We start from the raw sequence: 24,907 nt of genomic DNA, 5'->3' as shown, positions 1-24,907 counted from the left end.
CCGAACCCCATCTAATTCCGTTAGGCAAATTCTTTTTAATTTATACCGGTGCATTGCTGTCATTTAAAATGATGCACGGGTACATGCCATTAAATTTGAATATTACTCATAGGTTAATCACAATAATACTCACAATATTTTTATATGAATAGCATATAAAAAAGACCCTACGATAAGTATTACATACACTATTTATCTATTGTTTACTCCGATTTTATTTTATCGCCACTGGCTATATTTAGTCACTAATCGCATATTATTCTAAATAAAATTAGAGCAATCCATAAGGAAAATTATGACCGACACGTTATCTACTACTGATCTAACTTTGCATCCTGCCTTTGAGCTGATTGAGCACCGCCATATCGATGCATTGTCGATGGACGTATTAATAAGCCAACACGTCAAAACAGGCGCGATGCATTACCACTTGGCACATCCGAGTGACGAAAATGCCTTTTTGGTCGGCTTTCGCACTCAGCCAATGGATTCAAAAGGTGAGGCGCATATTTTAGAGCACGTGGCTTTATGTGGCTCTGAAAAGTTCCCCGTTCGTGACCCATTTTTTTCAATGATTAAGCGTTCGCTCAATACTTTTATGAATGCGATGACCGCTGCCGATTGGACGGCGTATCCGTATGCGACGCAAAATAAAAACGACTACTTTAATTTGCTAGCCGTTTATCTGGATGCGTCGTTTTTTCCGAATATTCATCCGCTGGATTTTGCCCAAGAAGGCATCCGTGTTGAGTTGGACGAAAATGACAAGCCGAAATTTAAAGGCATCGTTTTTAATGAAATGAAAGGCGCAATGAGTGGTGAGATTGACCAGTTGTATCATACGGTCGCCCATCATTTATTCCCAACGACGACGTATCACTATAATTCGGGCGGCGATCCTGCCGATATCCCTGACTTGACCCATACTGAGCTGGTTGAGTTTCATCAGAGCCATTACCATCCATCAAACAGCGTGATTATGAGCTTTGGTAATATTCCAGTCGCTGAAACCCAAGCCAAAATCCATGAAGATGCCTTGATTCAGTTTGAAGCAGGTAAAAAACACGTCTCACGTCCAGAGCAGCGTTTGTCTGCACCGATTAGTGCGGTTGATACTTATACGGCTGACGAAGCAGGTCCTGACCAAACGCATCATGTGATTGCATGGTTATTACCATCGATTACTGATCCAAAGCAGCGTTTGGCATTGCGCTTATTAGAAGGCGTGTTGGTTGAACATGCTGGTTCGCCGCTGCGTGCGTATCTAGATAGCCATCCACTCGGTAAAGCGCCAAGTCCGCTACTAGGTTTGGATGACAGTCATTATGAAATGGTCTTTTATACCGGTCTGCGCGGTTCTAACCCTGAACACGCCGAAGCGGTAGAACAGGGCATTATTGATTTGCTTAAAGAGGTCGCGAGCCAACCGATTGATGATGAAACCATTGAGACGATTCTGCACCAAATCGAGATTGATCAGCGTCATATCGGCGGCGATAGCATGCCCTATGGTCTAAATCTCATGCTAGAAGGCTTTAGCACTGCTATTCATGACGGTAATCCTATCGATGTATGGGAAGTCGACGAGCATTTGCAATGGCTACGTGAGCAAGTAAAAGATGCGCAATGGTTACCGAATTTAATCAAGACTCACTTGCTTGATAATCAGCATCGCGTACGCGTGACCATGACGCCTGATAGTGAAAAAACAGCCCGTTTGGCAGCAGCTGAGCAGACTCGTCTTGATACCATCGAGATGGATTTGACCGCTGATGATAAAGCCGTCTTAAAACAACAAGCGCTTGATTTGGCAGCGCGCCAAGCCGCGCCTGATGATTTAAGTCTATTGCCAAAAGTGGGTTTAGAAGATGTACCGACCGATATCAGCTTTAAACAAGGCACGCAAAAGCAGATTAATTTGAGCGGCAAAGAAAGTACGTTATTTGAATATGAAGCGGGCACTAACGGCTTATATTATTATCAAATAATTGTACCGTTGACTGATGCGATTGGTAGTGAGGATACAAACGAGCTACCCGTTAATGAAGTCATTAATCATCCGCTGTTGCCTATCTATTTAAGCTTATTGTCAGAGCTAGGTACAGATTCTCTAAGTGCCCATGAAATGCAGGCCAAACAAGCGGCGCATTCATCAGGGGTGACGGCGCGTATCAGCCAACGTACCAATGTCGATGACAGCCAAGCGATTAGCAGCTACTTTGTGGTGGCAACGCGCGCGCTGAATCGTAAACCTGAAGCGATTGATTTGCTCAAAGAAGTCATGGAACACAGTATCTTTAGTGAGCATGATCGTATCAAAGAAATATTGCAGCAGCGTCAAGCAGGCTGGCAATCAAACCTTGCTGGTTCAGGTCATTCTTATGCCATGCAAACGGCTAGTCGCGGCATGAGTCGCCAAGCGCAGCTAGAGTATGTGCGCAGTGGTCTGCCAGCATTGAACGCGCTAAAAGACTTCTTAACCCATGCCAGTAGCGATGATGCACAGTGGGATAAATTAGCAACCAGTTTGATGGACTTACATCAACGTCTAATTAGTTTGCCTAAGCACGCGGTTATTATTTGCGAAGCGGAGCAAACTGAACGCTTAAGCAATTTAATCGTTGATAGCTGGAAAGACAGTCAAGCGCCAAAGATTGCAGCTCAGTTAAAAAATGCCGATGCGAGTATCGACGCCAATATCCCAAGCGAGTTTGCCGAATTGCAACTTGATGCGGCGTTAAATGGTGAGAAAGACGCGGTCAAAGCGCTAGAAAGTGATGTGACGCTCGATGTTGAAGACTTGGCGTGGCTAGTGCCAACCAACGTCTATCATAATGCCAGTGCTTATACCGTGCCAGCCGCTGACCATCCTGATACGGCTGCCCTGATGGTACTCGCGCCTTATCTACGCAATGGTTATCTGCATAGCGCTATTCGTGAGCGCGGCGGTGCTTATGGCGGCGGTGCGGGCTACGATGCCAATGCCTGTGCCTTTAAGTTCTTTAGCTACCGTGACCCGCAGTGTGCTGAAACTTTTGCCCATTTTGATGCCAGTATCGAGTGGCTATTGAATGAGCCACAAACCGATGAGCAATTAGAAGAAGCCATCTTAGGTATTATCTCAGGAATGGATAAGCCAGGCTCTCCAGCAGGGGAGGCGGTTAAAGCCTGTTTTGCAGATTTGCATCATCGCGGCGTCGACTGGCAACGTAAAATGCGTGCCTCAATACTGGCCGTGACTGTGGCTGACTTGCAGCGCGTTGCTAAGCAATATCTACAAGGTCAAAAGCATGTACGTGCAGTACTCGCGCCTTATGATAAAGAAGCAGCAGTAAAAGAGCTTGGCTTTAACGTTTGTAAAATTAAGAGCTAGTTCACTTAAAGTCTATTGACTTAATTGCTATAAAAAACCGCCGCTTTCAGTATTTATATTGAAAGCGGCGGTTTTTATTTTGGGCGAGTCTTTTAAAGCGCTATTTCTTAGAGACTGGTTTTTTACAGGCTTACTTTTTGATTAAGTAATTGGCGACTGCTTTATAGGCAGGTAAAGAAGTCGGGTCAATTTTACCATTACTGGCTTCAGGATATGAGGAAAAACGGACGATGACCATGTCCGCTGCTGGATCCACATAGACAGTTTGACCGTGGACGCCGCGTGCCGCATAGATGGGCGTGGGGTTATTAAATAACCACCACATGCTTGTATAGCTACCGTTCGTCAGCTGCTTATAATCGGCTTTCGCAAAAGCCTCTTTATCGCCACCCGCTTCAATATTATCAACGACTGCAGCTGGGAATAAGCGCTCACCATTAATCTCGCCTTTATTGAGCATCAAGCTACCAATGCGTGCCATATCATGCAAACCTGCACTAAGACCGCCGCCGGCAAACGGCGTACCTTTAGCATCGACCGTCATATAGGCGCTTTGTTCAGCGCCGATTTTTTGCCAGATGCGTTCCGAGAGTAATTCATTCACCGCTTTACCAGTCGTACGCGAAATAATCCAACCTAGCGCGTCGCTATTGATGGTGCGATAGTTGAATGCTTCCCCATGTTCGCCATTCTTCTTAACTGTTTGCAGGTATTCAAAGTAACCATTGGGTCCTTTATAGTCTTTCGGTTTTGGTAGTGGGCTTGCCGCTTCTGAATACTTCCAGATATCGGCATTAGGATCAGCATAGTCTTCGCTATAATCGAGCGCTGTGGTCATGTCCATGACTTGGCGTACGGTTGCATCACCAAAGCCACTGTTCTTGAGCTCTGGAATGATAGAGGACACCAAAGCTTTATCGTCAAGCTTACCTTCGGTTACGAGGATTTCTGCTAACAGCCCAGTCATTGATTTGGTCATCGACATCGCCGCATGATTGCCCAGCTCATTGAGGCAGCCGTTTTGGCGCTCGTATACCACCTTGCCATGATGCATGACCATAATGCCGTCAGTATAATTGGCATCCAGTGATTGCTTCCACGTCATTGGGCGCTTACTGTTAGTAGGCATAAAAGTGATGGCATCGATGTTTTTGTCTAACGCATAGCTGAGCTTGGAAGGCGCGCCGATACCGCGACTGACGTCAGTGGTGGGCATCAATTCACGGATATGACAGACCGTCCAGCGCAGCTTGGGAAAACTAAAAAAATTAGAGGAGGGTTGAGTAATCAGTTTATCGGCAGGCGGCGGAAAACCTTGCATCCAGCCAAGCGTTTGTGGGTCGGATTGTTTGGCGGTTAACCGTGCATCTTCCGCATGGCTGGTGATACTTATACTGGTTAGAGTCATGGCGATGGTCAGCGGTAATAGAGGTAAAGAGCGTTGCAATAAAGTCAGCATAATATTCTCGCAAGTCGGCTTAAATGATTAACTTCAGACAATAAAAAACCATTGATAAGTGGCTATATTCAAAACTTAGCATAAGACTTATCAATGGTTTTTACCAACCACTTTTGTAAAGCAGTCAATTTTTTATAAGGTTATTCTTTATAACTCTATTCTTTATAACTCTATTCTTTATATGCTTAGGGCTAGTAGCGCTTGATCGCTTGGTCTTTACCGATGATATCTTGATGAATAGGGAAATTTTCATGATTATCGTATTGCTTGCGGTCAGCAAAGTAACTTTTTAGGGTACGACGTACCGCTTCAAAGGCAAGTTTGTCCCATGGAATATCTTCTTCGGTAAATAACGCACAATCAAGACTTTCAGAGCCGATGCCATAAGCGCCGTCTTTTAGCTCAGTGATATAGATACTATAGATTTGCCCGATATCAGGAATATCATATAGGCAATATAAATGCGGATTGACGACGACCGCTTCTGCTTCTTCAAAACTTTCACGAGCGGCCCCTTCTGCCATGGTTTCGCCATTTTCCATAAAGCCAGCTGGTAGTGTCCATAAGCCATACTGTGGCTCGATCGCGCGGCGACATAGCAGTACCCGATGCTTATGCACAACGAGTGAGCCACAAATCACTTTTGGATTTTCATAGTGAATATAGTGGCAATTGGGGCATACCAAGCGTGGGATATTATCCGTGGCTGGTATTTTGCGTTCCGCTTCATGACCGCATTGTAAACAATAGCGCATATCAACTGCCTTATTTAATGATAAATCTACATGATAAATAGAAATGAGAAAAAGGATTGTCGTTCTTTGAAAAATTATGATTCTTATTTTATAAAATAGTATGACTTTAGCTTATCAGATGTTAGGTGATCATAGCTGTTAATCCTAAGATAACACAAATTCTCATCACACTGGCAGTGATAATAACAAGCACATAGGTTTGCGCAACTGCTTACGGCTACGGTTGCTATTAATGAATGTATCAGCAGGCAGAGCAGGACAGTCACATAAAGTATATGCAGTCACGATAAGATTGCGCTAGGCTAGACTCACGCTAACTATTGAATGATAGCTTTACCAATAACAAGAGTAATGGCTGCCGCGACTGGTGTTGCTCTAAGTAAGGGCAACCAGCAAAGCGCGCGCATTTATCAGAGTAGGGGGTATTAAAAAATGCCACTTTACGTCGCCAAGCATGACGATGAATGAATGGAGGCCAGCATGTAGATGCGATACGCGTAGCAATAACACTGGCGCAAGCGTTGTACACATTGCGAGAGATAAGCTCCACCATCCGATGCTTAATTCTAATAAAAATATAGGGCAATAATCATGTTACTTCCCCCGCAGTCGCTACGTTTTGATGAGTTTTCAGTCGCTGTGCCGGACTTTATTCGTTATCCCACCATTAGAACGTTGGCGGAACGGGTGCAGCATGAGACCTTAAATGCCGTCACCAGTCCTGCGTTGTATGAGGCTAGCACTTCTCGTAGCACTCGCATTCTAGATAGCTTGTATCAAACACCCATTGCCGATGCCTCGGTATTGGTTGCCATTACCCATGAACGCCATCCAAAACTGCTACTGACACGCCGCGCTGCGCACATGAACAGCCATGCTGGCGAGGTCTCTTGCGTTGGTGGTAAACATGACGCAGGCGACGGTAATAATGTCGTCACCGCTTTGCGTGAAGCCTGTGAAGAGACGGCACTACCACCTAATAAAGTCCAGCTAATTGGTCAATTGCCCATTCAAACCTCTAAAAGCGGTATGAGTGTGCGTCCTATTGTGGCACTGATTGCACCAGATTTATTATTGGTACCTGAGCTTGGCGAAATCTCGCGCATTTTTTGGGCAGATTTTGAAACCTTGCTGACTCAGCCTACTGTCGAGTATGCGGTAGAATATGCAATGCAAGATAAGATCGCGACCATTCTCACGCCTAGCTGGCAAGTGGATGGTGAAACGGTTTGGGGTCTGACAGGACGAGTCATTGCCAGCTTGTTAGAAACAGGCTTTGATCGCCAGCTTGAGTGGTATTATCGTATCCAAAATACGCGCAATTAATCCGTAAGGCGACTGACGTCTAATCATTATTCATTTTTTTATCTACTATGCTTTATTTATAATTACTTACTTATAATATTCGTCGTTTTTCTTTAGCCACCAGTTCATATTATCTTGGCGTTTGGCGCGGAAGGCTTCTAATTTTTCAGCCATACTTTGATTGTGTTGGCGTGCCGTATCAAGGGCAAAGAGAATCGGCACCGATGATAAGACACCAAAGCGGATTTTTGATTTTGGCAAATCCAGTCCATCGCCGATATCATCGCCGACCAAAGTACGGGTCACGCTAGCATTGACCATCTCAACGAAACGCCCCCGCCGATTGTCTTCGCCCATCAGCTGACGCGGCAAATCATGCAGAGCCTTGGCTAATGGTTGCCCCATTTTAAAATCAAGTTGCTGAATCGACAGATAGGTATAAAGCCATTCCCAACAGGCGGTTTCATCTTTTGGCAGGCGATCTAAGTCAACACCCATCCAATAACTGGCAAGATTCCATAGATGCAGAATACCTGCTGCTTCTTCAGTGCTGATGCGTGCGCCAAGTAGCCGTAACCCGCGCATAATCAACAATGAAAACTGCAAATGAGTAGCAATCATATCGGTTTGATTGATAGGAAGACCCCAATAATTAGTATTCCAGCTGCCATCTGGGTTGTGATGTTGGTCGGCATTTGGTATAACGCCTATAGCAGCATTGCCTTTACCTTTGAGCAAGTTTTGCCGTACTAAGGTATGAATTTGCCGCACCTTGATTGATTGCCGCCAACCTTCTGAGCCAATCGCCAATACTTGCTCGATAGACTGACGTTGATTATGGGCGCTTGTATTTGGCTTATGTAATGGGGGATGTTCAGAGACGGCTAGGATATAAGCGTAAGTACGCATCAGGCGCGGTAGGGCATCGTGCATCAATGCGCCTGTCTGAATGAGCGGCAGGGAGAGGGCAGGAATGCTGTAGCCTGCCATCAAGGCGACATTACGTAGTAGCCAAATCAGCATCAGCGGATAGCGTCGATAGGCAATCGCACCGATTTGGGCAAGCTTGGGATCGAACCAAGTAGGATGACTGCTAAATTGCTCGGTTAAGGCGTTAAATGCAGGGTTATTTGTGAGATCCGCGTCGAAGTTATTGCTGCTATCACTAATAATAAATTGCTGTAGGGGCTTGGCAAAACGAATGCCGTCAGCGGCCAACGTATCTGCTAGTGAATCGCCAATATCGTAGCCCGCGACTATTTCATTTAATAAATCTTGCGAGATAACGAAGTCTTTTGGCAATAAATAACGCTTGATGCGCTTTAATACTTGCAAGTCGCTATGGTCATCAATCGCGGTTGTCCGTCCGTGACGCTGATAAGGTTTTATTGAGGGTTGTTGGTGATTCAAAGTATCAGCCGTCTGTTTATCAGTTATGTTGATTGAATCCATATTTATTAAATGCCTTCTTACCAAATATTTTCCTATTAGATCATTTCACAAGGCCAATAGTATTAATAGCTATTTGACTGGTTTAAAGCTTCTAATTGTCTTTGCGTGGTATTCATGCGGCGCTTGGCTTTGCGCAGCTCGTCGGCTAATGACAGTAGGCGCGCGCGTGCTTCTTTTTCATTAGCAAAGTTTAACATCGCCCCACTTTCTAGCTTATCAAATTCTTCTTGGTAGGCTTCTATGAGGCGCTTGTCTTTGTCTAACTGACTGTCTAAGGCGTAATAGTCTAAGCCTTTTTGATTAGCAGTTTGCAGTGTGTTCACCAAGGTTAAGGGGCAGACATTATTGAGCTGACGTCCGCGCCGACCGACATTGTAAGCATTACTAGTCGTGCAGTATTGCTTAAGCCCCAGCTGGCGACCGCGCTCCCATGCCAGATAGTTGGGGGCAACACTGGCCTTGGCACAGGCTTTGGCATGTGATGCAAGGCGATCTGATTGGTAACCTGCCACGCCATCGTTGTAGCCAATAGCCTGCCAGTCACCAACGAGGCACTCCTGCTTAGAGAGCGTGGCACAGCTTGATAGTAAAACAATGCTACCAAGGAGCGCTAAGCTTAACGAAGGCCGCGGTACAAACTGTCGCATGATTATCTCTTCTATGGCTATTGATGCAAGTGCTGATATGGCTAATGAAAAATACTTTTAATGAACCATGCTCGGCTGCCAAAGTACGTGAACTATAAAATAATAAGCCACTGATAAGCTAAATCGCCTTTAAATGGCTTATCTTCTTATTAATGAGGGCGAGTCAGATCGACTGAGGTGCCGCTTACATTGTCTTTCAAGCTGACTTTGAGCATGAGGTAACCTGCGATACCAGAGACGATTGAGCCCATAATAATACCTAAGCGCTCATCAAATAAGGCTGTTTCACCAGCAAATGCCAGACCGCCAATGAACAGACTCATGGTAAAACCAACACCACAGAGTAAGGCTGCACCGTAAATCTGCTTATAATTCATGCCTCTTGGCATGGTTGAGATACCAAGCTTAAAGATTAACCAGCACATGATCATCACGCCCAGTTGCTTACCGATGAATAGACCAGCCGCAATACCAAGCGGTACCGAATGGAACAGCTCAGCGAAGCCTGCACCTTTGAGGGATATGCCTGAGTTGGCAAATGCGAATAATGGCAAGATACCGAAGGCAACGGTGTTATGTAGATCGTGCTCTAGCTCTTCTAGTGGTGAGTGCTCAGGATCAGTACGGTCAAACATAGGAATAAATAGTGCTAAGACCACGCCAGCCAAGGTAGCATGAATCCCTGATTTGAGGACTGCTATCCACATGATCACACCGATCAGCAGATAAGGCGTGATGCTGGTGACGTTGCGACGATTAAGAAGGTATAAGAAGGGTAGACATAGACCTGCCACTGCCAATGACTCTAATGACAAATCACTGGTATAAAATAAAGCGATGATTAAAATGGCGCCAATATCATCGAAGATAGCGATAGATACTAAAAACACTTTTAAAGAATTGGGAACGCGGTTGCCTAATAAGCTCAAAATACCTAGGGCAAAAGCAATATCGGTCGCGGCTGGAATTGCCCATCCTTTCCAAAACTCAGGCTCGTTATAGTTAAAAAGCAGATAGACAATCGCTGGCATGATCATGCCACCGAGTGCCGCACCAGCTGGCAGGATGATTTGCTTAACGTTAGACAGCTCACCGATCAACACTTCACGCTTTAGCTCAAGTCCCACTAAGAAAAAGAAAATCGCCATCAAACCGTCATTGATCCAGTGATGAGCGTCTTTAGCGATAGCGAACTCACCGATTTGAATGGCAACGGGTGCGTGAATAAAGCCCTCGTACCACACATTAAGAGGAGAGTTGGCAATAATCATTGCAGCAATGGCAGCCAATGCTAGGACGATACCGCCCGCTGCCTCAAATTCAAAAAATGCTTTAATCCTGCGTATTGCCATATCATCCTCATTTGCTAAACACGAATTACAAATTAATCCAATAACCTCAAATATCTATGACACGACTCATAAAGACATGATAGACAGCAACAGTTTCTCATACTCTTATTGATATAGACAACAAAATACGTCAACCAAAAGTTATAAGTGCCGCTTGTCACATTAATAATAGCGATATTATAAAGTCGATAGAGCAGACAAAAGCGTGATAAGTCGTTACATACTTTTAATCAATCGCTGTTTATTTTAGATACTTATTAAGCCGTTAGACAAATCTAGCAGACTTTTTTACGTTTTTGGCTTTTTTTAGCGTTTTATCTTTATAATGATTGGCATTTTGTGATGTTCTGTCACAGCTTTAATACATATCAGCAGTACTAGCAGCTCATGAATAGCAAATTTGATAACAACATTGCTACTAATATTTTATTTCCCGTTCTTAAAGCCAGTTCTTAAAGCCAGTTTTAGAACTTACTCATTTTCCATCATAAAATTTACAGGTCAGCGTCATGGACTTATCGCTTTCGTTAGAGGTTATATTAATGCTTACCGCTGTGGCAGCGTTGGCAGGCTTTATTGATGCTATCGCTGGTGGTGGCGGTTTATTGACCATCCCCGCCATGTTACTTGCCAATATTCCACCAGTGCTAACGCTCGGTACCAATAAGCTACAAGCCGCTTCAGGTGCGCTAGCAGCCTCTATTACGATGATTAGAAAAGGGGTGGTCAAACCGCAACGTATCAAAGTAGCTATTGTTGGCGCTTTTATCGGTTCTGTTCTCGGCACTATCGCTGTACAGATGTCGCCGCCGGATCTGCTTGAGACACTGATTCCGTTTTTGATTGCGGCTATCGGGATTTATACCTTGTTTGCGCCTCGACTTGGCGAAGTAGAAGCTGCGCCGCGTATCTCAGAAGGCAAATGGCAAAAAGTGGTTGCACCATTAATTGGTTTTTATGATGGTTATATTGGACCAGGCACAGGGATGTTTTTTGCGCTCGGCAACGTGGCGTTGCGCGGTCGGCAAATTATCGAAGCGACAGGGGCAGCAAAGGTATTGAATCTATCGACCAATATTGGCTCGTTAATATTCTTTATTTTGGGCGGTAATGTCTTGTGGAAAGTAGGGCTTGCCATGATGGTGGGACAAACGATAGGCGCGTATTTTGGCTCTCATATGGTGGTCAAGGGCGGTAGTAAGCTGATTCGTCCGATGATTGTAGTGGTATGCTTGGCGATGATAACCAAATACGTTTTTGGTTGATTGCTTTTCATTAAGTGAATGTATTTAGTAAAGCAAAAAAACCTCAGCCAATATGACTGAGGTTTTTTATGTATCGTGAATAAATTATCAAAATCTATTCAATGCGAGTGCCTAGCGGCGACGATCGATATCATCGTACTCACTGCCCATGATCCCATCACTAAAGACTTCAGAGAATTCACGCTCATTGTCTTCATCAATGTGACCATCAAACACGTCTTTTGCACCAGCGTTAGGATCGTTATAAATAGCCAAATCCATTTTGCCTTCTGATTTTGCCACAATAGCCGTCACAGCAGCATCGCCACCGACGTTCACTGCGGTACGTAACATATCAAGGATACGATCCACACCTAAGATAAGACCGATACCTTCGATAGGTAGACCGACTTGGGCAAATACCATTGATAGCATAATCAGACCAACACCTGGTACACCAGCGGTACCGACGGAAGCCAAAACGGACATTAGAATGACAGTCAGATACTCAGTCACGCCCAAGTCAATACCATAAATATTGGCAATGAAAATGGTCGCCGTACCTTGCATGATGGCGGTACCATCCATGTTGATGGTCGCACCGAAAGGCACTGTAAATGAGGCAACTGAGTTATTAACGCCCATGCGCTTGGTGACCGTACGCAAGGTAATAGGAATCGTCGCGTTCGAGCTTGACGTACTAAAAGCAAAAATCTGAACTTCACGCATTTTTGCCAAAAAGGTTTTGATGGATAAGCCTGAAGAGACTTTGAGTACAATCATCATAGTGACAAAGAAATGGAATGCCAATGAGCCGACCAATACCGCCACATAACCGAGCAGTGACCAAATCAAGTCTAAACCCAGCTCTGCCATTGCTTTGGTCAATAGCGCAAATACACCATAAGGTGCAAGATTCATAATGATGGTCACCATTTTTAAGATGACTTCATTGATTAATTCTAAGCTCTGCACTAAGCCTTTGGCAGGTTTACCCACCATCAAGATACTAACACCGATCAAAATAGCAAAGAAAATAATCGATAACATATCACCATTTGCCATCGCGCTGATGGGGTTTGATGGGATAATATTAGAGAAAACATCTAGCAGCGGCGGCGCTGATGCTGCTTCAAATGCCGCTTCGGTTTCGATATTCATGCCTTTACCGATACCAAATAGCACGCCAAGGCCAATTGCTGTTGCGATAGCCAGAGCTGTTGTCATCATATAAATAAGAAATGTCTTGGTGCCGATGCGACCAAGCAAACGAATATCCCCAATACCGCAAACACCGCAAATCAGTGAGATCAGCACCAAAGGCACGACTAGCATTTTGAGCGAGTTGACAAATAGCTTGCCGACAATGGCGAGGAAGCCATTGGTAATGTACGTATGAATGAAACCGCCTTCAGCGTTCAGTCCTGAATAGTTTATAAACAATCCCAGTATGATACCGAGTACCATAGCGACAATAATCTTGCCGGTCAGTCCCATATTTTTCCACATAACTTATATCCTTTGTGTACGTGCCCCAGTAGCGAATAGATAGGCTGCTCACATCAATGTGATTGTTGCCATTATTATCACCGCTCTTGCTACGTCTATTAAATTCTTTCAACTTCCACTTAGTGTCACGTTTTCGGGGCACAATATAAAATAATTGTTAAGGATACTGCAACGTTTTTTTATGACTAAGGTAATATAAATCAATAGTTAAGTTGTCTGCGCCGAATTTTTCGCGAGTAAAGTAGGTAAATAACAAGGCATATTGACCAATATTAGCGCATGTTGAACATTCAAAAATAGATACTGCTGATCGCTAAAACTGTTCCAGACAAAGCATAAAATGAGGATAATGCTCATGCCTGAATTAGTTTTATAACATATTTTTTATATGGAGCTGGGAGAATTTAGTATTATTTCCAATATTAAGAGAGGGAGACAGGGCTGTTTTTTGCCATTTCATTGTTAAAAGTAGACGCTTAGAATGACTAAGCTGACTGTTTTTAATGTTGAGCTGCCTAAAAAGCAGTCTCTGTCAGTGCCATGGTTGAATCATCAAACACGCCTTAATGGTTAAAAATGGCGATTCATAACTAAAAAAAGACTGCTCAAATGGGGCAGTCTTTTCTAAGTGAATGATCAGAATGTATCGTGCAAGGCTTCTAGCAGCCTTAACATCTATTGTTTTTTAAATATTTTAAGCCTGATTCTTTTGTGCCTTGTTATTTCAAAGCTTGTTATTTCAAAGCCTATTATTTCAAAGCTTGTCATTTTAAGAATTATCAAAGCTTTTGATTTTAGACTTTGTCACTTTCATCACGGCGTAGACCATCCTGCCATTTAGGATCAGTAGCGGCAGGTTTGTCTATATCATTCTTCACATTTTCTGCATCTTCAGATATTTCAGAACGCTCTAGGTCGTCAGCATTATGTTGATTCAGACGATGGTTGTTACTCATGCGTTCGCTTAAGTGTGACTCTGCATCACGGTGGCGATGATCTAGTGCTTCCACCTCAGGCTCAGACTCATCAAAGTCGGTCTGTGCACGTACCTCCTCAACGGTATCTTGCTCTTTGACCATTTCTACGTCACCGTCACTCTCATAACCATGATTGGGATTGGCATCGCCAGTTGGTTTGTCTGTACTGACGGGCGTACCCAAATCATTAGAGTCGATATCATTTTCAGCTGTCATGTTTGTCGCAATGCCGTTTCTGGCTTGCGCGTCATTTTTCAATTGTGCATAGTCCGTTAATTGCTGTACGGCATTATCAAGGCTGTGTGGATTGGTGCGCTCTTGGGCATGCAATAAATGTTTATCGAACACATCGGTCAATAATGAGTCAAAGCGTATGGCGTTATACTGAATAAGCACTTCAGCTTCTTCTTCGGTAATATCGCCGTTTTGGCTGGCATATACCACATGATCCTCAAAAGTAAGCCCTTCAAAACTGTCCTTGTGTTCAGCCTTTTTAAACCTCTGCCATAATGGCTCGATGCTAAGTAACGTTTGATAAGCGTGTTCCATACGTCCAGTGACATCATCGGCTTCAGTATTATAATAGACCATGGTTTTAAGATAATCACGAAACGGATTGGCTTCAAAGTCATCCATAAAAGCATCGCCCAGCTTGCGTTTGAGCTCATCGCTTGGCGGCGTAAAGATAGAGCCGCTGGGGAAAGTCACAAAACTGACCAAACTGGCCGCCATACGATTAGGGAAGTTTGCAAAAAAGGCTTCGAAAGCTTCTTGAATGGTATATAAGCTATTTTGTAAGGCAACTTCAGCATGCAAGCGTTCGGACGCTGATTTAGTACCATGCTCATAAAACTGCAAAATAGCAGTGCTAATGAATAAATGGCTATGAATATCAGCTAAGCGTCCAGACAGCATCTCTTTACGTTTTAAGTCACCAGCGAGCAACCCTAATGCCATGTCAGCCGTTAAGGCAAAGCTTGCGCTCAGGCGGTTGATGTGTTTGTAGTAGGGACGAGTAAAGCTGTCCGCAAAGCTTGGTGCATGATTACTGCCACCGACATAACCTGCGACAAATGCCTTTGCGCCGCGATTAAAGGTATAACCCAAATGTTTAAAAAACAGTGTGTCGAACTGTTTGAGTGCGCTTTCTTTATTTTCGCTTTGCAGCAATTGCAGCTCATCAAAGAGATAAGGATGGCAACGCATCGCGCCTTGACCAAATATCATGAGTGAGCGCGTCAAGATATTTGCGCCTTCAACCGTGATAGATACTGGAATTGCCTGATAAGGGGTGGCCAAAAAGTTACGTGGACCCATCTGCACCGCGCGACCACCAACCACATCCATACCGTCATTGACCACACTGCGCATGGTTTCAGTCGCATAGTATTTTGCCATTGCTGTCATCACTGATGGTGTACCGCCTTGGTTCAGACCGCAGGTGACGAGGTGACGAAATGCCTCTAGCATATAAGTGTTACTGGCCATGCGGCTGGTAGCGTCTTGGACGCCTTCAAACTTGCCAACAGAGATTTTAAACTGTTCGCGTACTTTGGCAAAAGCACCGACAGACAGATATGTCATTTCACTGGCTGAGGTTGATAAAGCTGGTAAAGAGATGCCGCGACCAACGCCCAAGCACTCCATCAGCATACGCCAACCGCGACCCGCATTTTCGACGCCGCCAATGATGTAATCTAGTGGAATAAAGACGTCTTTACCATCGACTGTACCATTCATAAATGGCGAGCCAATTGGATTATGGCGTGGTCCTATGATAACGCCTTCATGGCTGGCAGGAACGAGCGCACAAGTGATACCGTAATCGGTCTTATCAGGATTGCCTAGCAAACCTTCAGGATCGTGCATCTTGAATGCTAAACCCACGACCGTGGCGATAGGTGCGAGGGTAATCCAGCGCTTAGAAAAGTTCATACGCAAACCGAGCACTTGCTCGCCCTCATGCGCACCATAACAAACCACCCCTGTATCTGGAATCGCACCAGCATCGGAACCTGCTTCTGGGCCAGTCAAACCAAAGCAAGGCACCTCGTCACCTTTGGCAAGACCGGGTAGCCAACGCTGTTTTTGCGCGTCTGTACCGTAATGCATCAACAGCTCACCAGGGCCGAGCGAGTTTGGCACCATACAGGTAACCGCAGCGGTAGGCGAGCGCGAAGCGATTTTACTCATGATACGGCTTTGTGCATAAGAGCTAAAATCTAAACCGCCAAACTCTTTTGGAATGATTAAGCCTAAAAATCCATTGGCTTTGATAAATTGCCACGCTTCAGGCGACAGCTCTTTGTCTTCATGCTGAATTTTCCATTCATCAAGCATGGCGCAAAGTACTTCTACTTCATTATCAATAAAGCTTTGCTCTTCTGCCGACAGCTCTGGATAGGGATATTGAGCAAAAGTGTCCCAGTCGGGATTGCCCATAAACAGCTCTTTTTCCCACCAGCTGGTACCCGCATCGAGTGCTTCGCGCTCGGTATCGCTCATGCTCGGCATTGCCCCGCCCAAAGTCTTGTAAACAGGTCTGGCAATCAGTGACTGACGAATAGGGGCGACGAGCAAAACGATGCAAAGTAAAGCGATTGGTATGCCCAAAATGAGCGACCAAGGACTGATAAAGGTGGTGACAAGGACGGTAACTAGGGCAACGATACTGCCTGTGACTCGTGATAGGGACAATAAAAAGATGGCCAAAACCATGGCTAATTGAATAATGATTGCCAAAATAAATAAGCCAATTGCCATGACTGTCTCCTTTTATAACGCTAAACCAAAAGCGCGAAAAATGTGTGTGTATTAAAGTATTTGAATAAATCTTGTTGTTGTTTTTGCTGATGTTTAGAGGTCTGTTGACCAAATTAAACCAATGAGCCGTTATGGATTTTGTAGCATATTTTATAATCAATTTTAATTTGTTGAGTATTTTACAAAAGTGGCTTTGATAACTGTCTAATCAGTGACAGACAAATAAAAGACAAATTTAGCCATCAATATGAAACAGTTGCCGATAACTATCAATAGCTAAAATGCTACGCTGTGTCGATTATATGTATCAAGATTTTCTCATATAGGCAAAAATAACAGTCGTTATCGATTATCCAAAAGGCGCTAAGCCGCTTTCGGCATAAGATAATGTCTCATTGCGTCCAACAATGATGTGGTCTACCAAGGATAAATCGATTAAATCGCAGGCTTTCTTTAGCTCGTAAGTTAATAAATTGTCTGCCGTTGAAGGGGTCGCATCGGTATGTGGATGATTGTGTGCGACGATGAGTTGGCTGGCGGCGTGACTCAAAGCATGACGCAGAACGTGTTTGATACAGACGGAGCAAGAGGAGATGCCGCCAGTAAACAGTATCTCAAAATTAATGAGATTTAACGCATTGTCTAAGCAAAGTACCGCAAAGACTTCGCGATGCTCCCCGCGCAGCTGAGTACTGATATAGTCTTTGACCATTTGCGAGCGCCCAAGTGCGTGACCAGTTTTGAGCTGACTGTCCAAATAACGCGTACCCATCTCAAGTGAGGCCAATATCTGCGCGTATTTGGCAGGACCAATACCATGACAAGCCAGTACAGTCTCTTGCGGCGCTGCCAATAATTCTGCCAAGCTACCAAATTGCTCGATCAAATGACGCGCCAACTCGATAGCTGACTGTGACTGCGTACCTGTGCGCAGAAATATCGCTAATATCTCGGCATCAGATAAATAAGCTGCGCCAAATTTCAGTAGTTTTTCACGTGGTCTATCATCTTCATGCCAGTCTTTAATCGCCATTGTCACTCCTTGAGAATGGATTGCTGCCAGATATATTGAGTAAATACGGAAATTCTTACCCAACTTATCTCATAATTGTTACTATAAGCGCAATTTTATCTTTCAACTTTTTATTGATGCCATGCTTATGTCCAATATTGTGCTTGCTATCACTGGCGGTATCGCCGCTTATAAATCTGCTATCTTTGCTCGCCTATTAATCAAGGCAGGCTTTGAGGTGCGTGTCATTATGACCACAGGGGCACAAGCTTTTATTACGCCACTGACCCTGCAAGCTTTGACTGGCAATGAGGTGCATATCTCATTACTCGATGAAAAAGCAGAAGCTGGGATGGGTCATATTGAGCTGGCGAAATGGGCAGATTTAATCATCATTGCCCCAGCCTCTGCTAATACGCTGGCGCGTCTTGCGATGGGCATGGCTGATGATTTATTGACAACCGTATGCCTTGCAACGGCGGCACCAGTCATCATTGCACCAGCCATGAATCAGCAGATGTGGGCGCACCCTGCGGTCAATCTCAATGTCCAAACCCTGCGCGATATGAATTATCAAATTATTGCGCCTGCTAGTGGCGAGCAAGCCTGCGGTGATGTGGGAGCAGGGCGTTTGCCTGAACCTGAGCAGCTATTGGCAGAAGTATTATTATTCAATGCCATGCAAACCACGCCGCAATTATTGGCCGGTAAACGAGTGGTGATTACTGCTGGACCGACGGTAGAAGCTATCGATCCGGTGCGCTACTTGTCCAATCACTCTACTGGCAAGATGGGCTTTGCATTAGCACGTGCGTGCGTGGCTGCTGGTGCAGACGTTATCTTGATTGCGGGTGGCAAAGTGGCACTGCCGACTCCGCTGAATGTCACGCGCATTGATGTATTGTCGGCTAAAGAGATGCTGATAGCAGCCCAGCAGTGCGTGGATGGTACGCACAGTGCGCTACAGTATGTGCCTGAAGATGAGCACGACCATTCTCACGAACACGAACACGATCATAGCCATCAACATGAACATCATGGCGAGTGTGATTGCGGTGATGATCATAGCCACAGTCATAACCACAGCCATGAGATTGATGATGAGGAGCATGCTCATAGCGAGAATCAAAATGTAATGGCGGATATCTTTATCGCCACGGCTGCTGTCGCTGATTATCGTACTGAAGAAGCTGCCCCGCAAAAAATTAAAAAAACCCAAGATGCGATGACGCTGAGTTTGGTCAAAAACCCTGATATTCTAGCGACGATTTCGCTTGCGCATCCAGCGCTGTTTGTCGTTGGTTTTGCGGCAGAAACGCAAGATATCGAACGCTATGCTCGTGGCAAACTGGTGTCTAAAGATTTAGATTTGATCGCTTGTAATGATGTTTCCCGAGCAGACATTGGTTTCGCCAGTGATGACAATGCCATGCAGGTATTTTTCTCAGAGCGTTATGAGCACGATAGCGTCACACTTGAGAAGGCGAGCAAAGATAAAATTGCCGAGCAGTTGGCTGGCATCATTGGCGAGACAATATGGCAACGCCAAAATGGTCACAATGCCTAGTTATGTCACTATTAATCCAGATATTAGGTCTTAATGTTTATGGCTAATATGATGGATAGTGATAGCACCCAGACGTTGGTATTGATGGTAATCTTTGCACTGGCATCGTTGCTACACGGTATTAGTGGGTTAGGTGTGACGTTGGTGACGACCACTGCGCTTGCTAGTATCTACCCGTTACCACATGCTATTGTGTTGGTCATTTTTCCGTCATTATTGCTTAATGCCATGACTTGGCTCGCGGGTGGCGGGCGCACAATCTGGCAAAATTTTATCTATTACGGCAGGCGCTATTGGTTATTGGCGTTGACCAGCTTACTTGGTAGTATTCTAGGCGCGAAGCTCTTACTATGGGTCGATAGCGCCTATATTTTATTGCTATTGGCAGCGGTTATTGGTTTTTATGTCATAAGCAGCTTGCTTGGTAAGCAACTCCGTCTACCTGCTACCAAGCCTGTGTTAATCATCGTTGGCTTTAGTGCAGGGGTGATTGGTGGCTCGACCAACGCCATGTCGACCATATTAATGATGTATCTACTGTCTGCCAGCGATGATAAAAACACCATCGCTAAAGTCGGTAACATGTGCTATTTTTTGGGTAAAATCGCCCAAATTATTGTATTGCGTGAGCCTATTATGGCACTCAGCAGTGGTGAATGGCAGCTGATTATTCTACTTAGTGTACTATCGATTGCTGCGCTTTTAGTCGGCATCCGCTTGCGTCGCTATTTGCCACAAGCACGCTTTCGTCAGCTTATTTTATTGATACTTACCGTGCTTGGTATTCGTGTCGGCTGGCAGGGAGTTATGGCATTTTTATAAGATAGCTTGCGAGGCAGCTGGCTGTTTAGATGCTATTTTATGCGCGCATTATTTTGTTATTTCATTAAAAAATATCTGTTGCGTCAAACGAAACGTATTACAGTGCGCCTCAACCACATCGTCGATATCTTCTGAATAGCCACCACCCATCACGATAGCGATAGGAATATTGGCAGCTTTTGCTTGGCGTAATACATATTCATCACGCGCTTTACAACCCTCTATCGTCAGCCCTAACTTTCCTAATTTATCAGTTGCCAGTACATCGACAGCGGATTGATAAAATATCATATCTGGCGCAACGTCGCTAATCAAACGTGGTAATGTCGCCTCTAGTAACTGCAAATATTCCACATCGCCAGTATTATTGTCTAGCTCAATATCCAAATCTGATACTTGCTTTCGAAATGGATAGTTCTTTGCGCCATGCATGCTAAACACAAAAACGCGCGGCTCGCCTGCCATAATACTGGCATTGCCATTACCCTGATGGACGTCTAAATCGACCACTAAAATCTTTTGCGCCTGTCCACGATTTAATAATAAATTACTCGCGATACAAACATCATTAAACACGCAAAACCCTTCGCCATGATCAGCAAACGCATGATGCGTGCCACCTGCGACATTCATCGCCGCACCATATTGCTGCGCATATAATGCACATTCATAAGTGGCATGAGCAATATAACGTCCACGTTCTACCAGCTCTGGCGTCATTTCAAAGCCAATGGCTCGCGCTTCCTTTCGTGGTAGCGTTTGGGTTTTCAGCTGATACCAGTAGTCCGCAGTATGCGTGGTCAAAATTTCATCTTCGCTCAAACGTGCAGGGGCAAAAAAGTTGTCGGTACTGATAGTGCCTTCAGCCAATAGCCGCTCGGGAATCATGGTGTATTTTTGCATGGGAAAGCGGTGTTTTTCAGGCACAGAATATCGAAAAATATCAGAGTAAGCAATTTTTAGCATAGTGTTAGAGGATGTCTTTTTTGAAAAGTATATTAAGGATAAATAGATTTAAGCGCTTTAACAATAAGGTGCTGATGAGACATTGTAAAAGCTACAGATAGCTATGGTAGTCTGTTCATTACTGCACAAATTGCGTTGGCAAAAAAAAGGTTCTAGAATCTGATTGTTGACGTAGCTCGGTTAGTAATGTCGGTAAGTCTTCCGCAGGGTTTTGATTATCGATCAAATCACTAAATATCTCATTCGCGACCGTGGTCATCGCGATGACACTTTGCAATAAATGCTCGATAACATCATTACCGATGCCTACCGCTTCGACATCGATAGCGTGTTTGTAGCGTATCTCGCCATCATTGACATCCATTTCTAGATTGCCGATTAGCAAGTCATAATTTATTTGAGTAATCAGTAGCATCGCCGCGCTTTGGTGACTCTCTGGTATTAAAAATGGCAAAATTCCATAGACTGCTAATAGCTTATTGTTTTCTTGCACGCGAAACAAATAGCCGCAATCGAGACTTTTATTGCGCATTCTAAGCGATAAGTGATGCGATTGTTGACGGTCATTGTTTTTGTTGCCACTGCTTTTGGGTCGATAGTGAGTATAGTGCCATTGCTTATCATTAAAGTACTGTTTCAGAAAATCGATAATGGGCGTGTCGCTAGTTTCGTGTTGACTGGCACTCGAGTTAAAGGCGTCAGTTTCTGAGTGTTCGCTATTATTTTTGACATCAGATTCAGAATCGATTTTGGTATCATCATGAGCGTCACTAGTATCCTCATCATCTGTATCACTACTATATGTATCACTACTATATATGTTATGAGGCTCTGTTTGTATCATATCAATTTCATCAGCCTGCGCTACTGAACCAGTCAGTAACTGTTTGAGTTTTTGCCACAAGCTGAGTGTATTACGTTGACTCATAAGTATGGTGCTGTCAAATAAATAAATGATATGGAAAACTGATATAAATACGTTAAGACAGTAAATGACTAGGTATTAAATGCTAAGCCTTTTTTAATATTCGGTTGCTCATAAAACGCTTGTAACATTTCACGAGTATGTGCCGTCAACCACTCGCTTTCAATGGCATCGTGCACCACAGGTAATAGCGCTGTACTCAATTGAGTCATGGCTTGCTCATCAATATGAAGACTCGAAACTACCGTCGCAATGGTATCTAACTGATGATTACCATACCAAGTATCGATGCTCGCTGCCACAAGGCTGTGTAAGTAAGGTGACTGGCGCAGGCGGTTATAGCTTTGCTGAATGCTGGCTTCGATATGATCGATACTGCTGTTGTCAGGCTCATCACGCAGATAAGTCTGTAGATGACTGACAGGCTGGTCTTTGATTCGCGCCCAACCAGTGATTAATAATCGTGCGACTTCGTCATTTGATAAATGCTCTTGCGCATTGGCTTCTGCGCGGCGTGCTAAATCTTTAATATTACGATGCAAATACGCCTGCAGTTTTTCATCAAGATTTCTATTAGTCGCCTTTTCAAAAGAGCTGCGCCCAAATTTCATCAGTTTACCAGCAGCGCCTGCTTTATCCAGCGTGGTTTCCATAAAGTCGTTAATGGCATGATAGAGCGTTTGGGTTAGCAAATCGGCAAAAGTCTCGTTGCCGACCAGGGTATGAATCAAGATATTGCGTTGCTGATCGTGGCTACCGACATAGTTGGCAAGGGTTTCAACTTGAGTGTCATCCACCAGCTCAGACAACGGCACGTTATCATTGACTGGATGATAAATAATCGTATGCAAGATATCGCGAATATCTTTACGTATCACATCCGTCATCGGTTGATTGAGTAACCAGTCGTTAATCAGCTGTTGCAAATCATCGGCACTGACATATTTATTCAATGGCTGTGCAGCAAACCATTGCCATGCCTGCATAGACAGCGGTTCAGCTTGTGTGCGTAGCCATTGCTGCATAAAGGCAACTTGTGCCTCGATTAAGCCATCTATGGTTAGCGCTGGCATATCTAAATTTTGGTTATCTTTTGAAGTCTGCATAGGTTTTGAGGTCATAATAATCGACAATTTGTTATACTGTGTGGTTGGGGTAAGCATAAAGTATTATGCCATGAACGTCATCTGTGTTTGTGATGAATATTGATTGCCGCTTAATAAATAATGAGAGGTTTTGATGACAGCTCTGAATACCGCCTTACTTTCGCTTGATGAGCTGACCGTTCAGCGCGGCGAAATCCCTCTATGTGAAGGGGTTGTACTCAATCTGGCAGCTGGTAGCATTTGCCATTTAATTGGTGCCAATGGTACTGGTAAGACCACTTTACTGATGCAGCTGGCTGGGTTATTGCCAGTGTTAAGCGGTGAGGTTTATTATCAAGGAGTAGCAAGTTTACCTATTCAGCCTTTGTATGTGTCGCACCAGTTAGGTATACATCCAAATCTAACGGTCGCGCAAAACCTGACCTTTTTGCTGAATTTATATGGGATTAGCCCAAGCGTTACTGATATTGATGACGCCTTGGCTTGGGTCGGATTACAAGGCTTTGAGACGATTAGCTCAAGCCATTTATCTGCTGGGCAAACCCGCCGCATTACCCTTGCAAGGTTATATTTATTGACCCCTGAGGTGACACCATTATGGCTACTCGATGAGCCTTTTACTGCCCTTGATGTCGATATGGTAGCGCGAATGGAAGACAGATTGCGCGATTTTGCCCATGAAGGTGGCGCTATATTAATGACCAGTCATCAGGCCGTTGGTGTTGCCAATCAAGTGCTCGATTTGTCCGATCATATGGTTTGAATACTCTCAGTATAAGTGTCTCAAGCATCCGTAGAAGAGCAAATAAATGATAGAAATAGACGGTCCAGTACAAACAGTGAATAAAAGCTCAAATGCTGACTTAGCCGCGGTGCGCGGTATCAGCTTTATGCAGTTATGGCGGCGCGAGTGGCAAGTCAAACAGCAAGGCGCCGTGCAATGGTTATACCCTTTAGTACTGTTTTTGGTCATTATCACTTTATTTCCGCTAGCAGTGGGTAGCGAGCCTGCGCTATTGCAACGCCTTGGCGTATCGGCGGTTTGGATTGCTGCTTTATTATCACTGGTCATGGGTGTCGATGGTTTGTTTAAGCCTGCCCTTGATAATGGCACGCTGGCACAATTGGTCGTTGCCAAAGCGTCATTGCCCTTATGGGTGTTGATTCGTTTGGTTATCCATTGGATTTTTAGTAGTGGTATTGTGGCAGCGCTTAGTTTACTTGCCGTGCCTTTGTTTCAGCTTAGTTGGTTTGAGGCGTGGATATTGATGGCTTCTATTGTGACCGGCAGTCCGATGTTGTTGATGCTGTCAGCGGTCGCGAGTAGTTTGACGCTGTCATTAAAGAATGGTGCGGTGCTAGTGCCTTTGATTGCTTTGCCGATGCAGTTGCCAGTGTTGATTTTTGCCACAGGAGCGGTTGATTTATTTGCCACTGGTCTCAATGGTTTACCGATACTGGCTTTATTATTAGCAGGTAGTATTATCTCGGTTTTGGTGATGCCATGGGTGATTGCCATGACGTTAAAAATGGCGTGGCTGAATTAGAAACGACATAAGTTATGTACAACTCTCTGTATTGAGAGTTTGTAATAAAAAACGCTATAAAAAACCTTTGTATTAACAGCATGTTGAAAACTGGCAATTTTGCTATAATAGTCAGTTAACTAAGCA

At 44.4% G+C, this 24,907-nt stretch carries 18 protein-coding genes; 7 read left to right on the top strand and 11 right to left on the bottom strand.

The window, feature by feature from the left end; translation table 11 throughout:
* Positions 1-295 precede the first annotated feature (295 nt).
* Positions 296-3,373 carry an insulinase family protein gene (locus tag JMY05_RS09205; RefSeq protein ID WP_201614887.1) on the top strand — a complete coding sequence of 1,026 codons (3,078 nt, stop codon included), beginning with the start codon at positions 296-298 and terminating at the stop codon, positions 3,371-3,373.
* A 130-nt stretch (positions 3,374-3,503) separates the two neighbouring features.
* Here the strand turns inward: JMY05_RS09205 and JMY05_RS09200 are convergent, their stop codons facing one another.
* Both JMY05_RS09200 and JMY05_RS09195 read right to left on the bottom strand, forming a co-directional pair.
* The gene (locus tag JMY05_RS09200) at positions 3,504-4,832 is read right to left on the bottom strand and encodes a serine hydrolase domain-containing protein (RefSeq protein WP_045443993.1); all 1,329 of its coding nucleotides are present in this window, start codon (positions 4,830-4,832) and stop codon (positions 3,504-3,506) included.
* 191 nt (positions 4,833-5,023) lie between these two features.
* Positions 5,024-5,587 carry an NUDIX hydrolase gene (locus JMY05_RS09195; RefSeq protein ID WP_045443995.1) on the bottom strand — a complete coding sequence of 188 codons (564 nt, stop codon included), beginning with the start codon at positions 5,585-5,587 and terminating at the stop codon, positions 5,024-5,026.
* A 591-nt stretch (positions 5,588-6,178) separates the two neighbouring features.
* On the opposite strand from JMY05_RS09195, the gene JMY05_RS09190 reads away from it, so the two are divergent.
* Positions 6,179-6,913: an NUDIX hydrolase gene (locus JMY05_RS09190; RefSeq protein ID WP_109591867.1), complete on the top strand. Its 735-nt coding sequence runs from the start codon at positions 6,179-6,181 to the stop codon at positions 6,911-6,913.
* 66 nt (positions 6,914-6,979) lie between these two features.
* Here JMY05_RS09190 and JMY05_RS09185 read toward each other — a convergent pair whose 3' ends face one another.
* From JMY05_RS09185 to nhaA, 3 genes are all read right to left on the bottom strand, one after another.
* Positions 6,980-8,344, bottom strand: a complete 1,365-nt coding sequence (locus JMY05_RS09185; RefSeq protein WP_045443999.1) for an oxygenase MpaB family protein — start codon at positions 8,342-8,344, stop codon at positions 6,980-6,982.
* A 62-nt stretch (positions 8,345-8,406) separates the two neighbouring features.
* Positions 8,407-8,991 carry a DUF2799 domain-containing protein gene (locus JMY05_RS09180; RefSeq protein ID WP_201614885.1) on the bottom strand — a complete coding sequence of 195 codons (585 nt, stop codon included), beginning with the start codon at positions 8,989-8,991 and terminating at the stop codon, positions 8,407-8,409.
* 149 nt (positions 8,992-9,140) lie between these two features.
* Positions 9,141-10,343 (bottom strand): Na+/H+ antiporter NhaA, encoded by a 1,203-nt coding sequence (gene nhaA / locus JMY05_RS09175; protein ID WP_045444001.1) that lies wholly within the window; start codon positions 10,341-10,343, stop codon positions 9,141-9,143.
* A 509-nt stretch (positions 10,344-10,852) separates the two neighbouring features.
* Between nhaA and JMY05_RS09170 the strand changes: the two genes are divergently transcribed.
* A complete protein-coding gene (locus JMY05_RS09170; protein WP_198330152.1) occupies positions 10,853-11,608 on the top strand; it encodes a TSUP family transporter in 756 nt (251 codons plus the stop codon).
* 111 nt (positions 11,609-11,719) lie between these two features.
* On the opposite strand, the gene JMY05_RS09165 is transcribed toward JMY05_RS09170, so the two are convergent.
* From JMY05_RS09165 to radC, 3 genes are all read right to left on the bottom strand, one after another.
* Positions 11,720-13,096, bottom strand: coding sequence for a dicarboxylate/amino acid:cation symporter (locus JMY05_RS09165; protein WP_045444003.1), 1,377 nt, complete (start codon positions 13,094-13,096; stop codon positions 11,720-11,722).
* 794 nt (positions 13,097-13,890) lie between these two features.
* Complete coding sequence (locus JMY05_RS09160) at positions 13,891-16,836, bottom strand: acyl-CoA dehydrogenase (protein ID WP_201614883.1); 2,946 nt, start codon at positions 16,834-16,836, stop codon at positions 13,891-13,893.
* 349 nt (positions 16,837-17,185) lie between these two features.
* Positions 17,186-17,869 carry a RadC family protein gene (radC, locus tag JMY05_RS09155; RefSeq protein WP_045444006.1) on the bottom strand — a complete coding sequence of 228 codons (684 nt, stop codon included), beginning with the start codon at positions 17,867-17,869 and terminating at the stop codon, positions 17,186-17,188.
* Between the two features lie 127 nt (positions 17,870-17,996).
* Between radC and coaBC the strand changes: the two genes are divergently transcribed.
* Together coaBC and JMY05_RS09145 are read left to right on the top strand one after the other, a co-directional pair.
* Positions 17,997-19,415, top strand: a complete 1,419-nt coding sequence (gene coaBC, locus JMY05_RS09150) for a bifunctional phosphopantothenoylcysteine decarboxylase/phosphopantothenate--cysteine ligase CoaBC (protein ID WP_045444009.1) — start codon at positions 17,997-17,999, stop codon at positions 19,413-19,415.
* Between the two features lie 39 nt (positions 19,416-19,454).
* Positions 19,455-20,237: a sulfite exporter TauE/SafE family protein gene (locus JMY05_RS09145; protein WP_201614881.1), complete on the top strand. Its 783-nt coding sequence runs from the start codon at positions 19,455-19,457 to the stop codon at positions 20,235-20,237.
* A gap of 48 nt (positions 20,238-20,285) precedes the next feature.
* Here JMY05_RS09145 and JMY05_RS09140 read toward each other — a convergent pair whose 3' ends face one another.
* The 3 genes from JMY05_RS09140 to JMY05_RS09130 form a co-directional block, all read right to left on the bottom strand.
* Positions 20,286-21,203, bottom strand: a complete 918-nt coding sequence (locus tag JMY05_RS09140; RefSeq protein WP_201614879.1) for a histone deacetylase — start codon at positions 21,201-21,203, stop codon at positions 20,286-20,288.
* A gap of 118 nt (positions 21,204-21,321) precedes the next feature.
* Complete coding sequence (locus tag JMY05_RS09135; RefSeq protein WP_045444012.1) at positions 21,322-22,131, bottom strand: YbjN domain-containing protein; 810 nt, start codon at positions 22,129-22,131, stop codon at positions 21,322-21,324.
* Between the two features lie 68 nt (positions 22,132-22,199).
* A complete protein-coding gene (locus JMY05_RS09130; protein WP_227678151.1) occupies positions 22,200-23,291 on the bottom strand; it encodes a hypothetical protein in 1,092 nt (363 codons plus the stop codon).
* A 76-nt stretch (positions 23,292-23,367) separates the two neighbouring features.
* Here JMY05_RS09130 and ccmA point away from each other — a divergent pair, with 76 nt between their 5' ends.
* Both ccmA and JMY05_RS09120 read left to right on the top strand, forming a co-directional pair.
* The gene (gene ccmA, locus JMY05_RS09125) at positions 23,368-23,997 is read left to right on the top strand and encodes a heme ABC exporter ATP-binding protein CcmA (protein WP_045444015.1); all 630 of its coding nucleotides are present in this window, start codon (positions 23,368-23,370) and stop codon (positions 23,995-23,997) included.
* Between the two features lie 127 nt (positions 23,998-24,124).
* Entirely contained in the window at positions 24,125-24,781 is a 657-nt protein-coding gene (locus tag JMY05_RS09120; protein ID WP_045444605.1) for a heme exporter protein CcmB, read from the top strand.
* Positions 24,782-24,907: the final 126 nt, after the last annotated feature.

The sequence above is a fragment of the Psychrobacter sp. JCM 18902 genome (assembly GCF_904846615.1).
GTDB lineage: Bacteria > Pseudomonadota > Gammaproteobacteria > Pseudomonadales > Moraxellaceae > Psychrobacter.
Note: the sequence above shows the minus strand (reverse complement) of the source record. Positions and strands in the feature narration are given on the sequence as shown.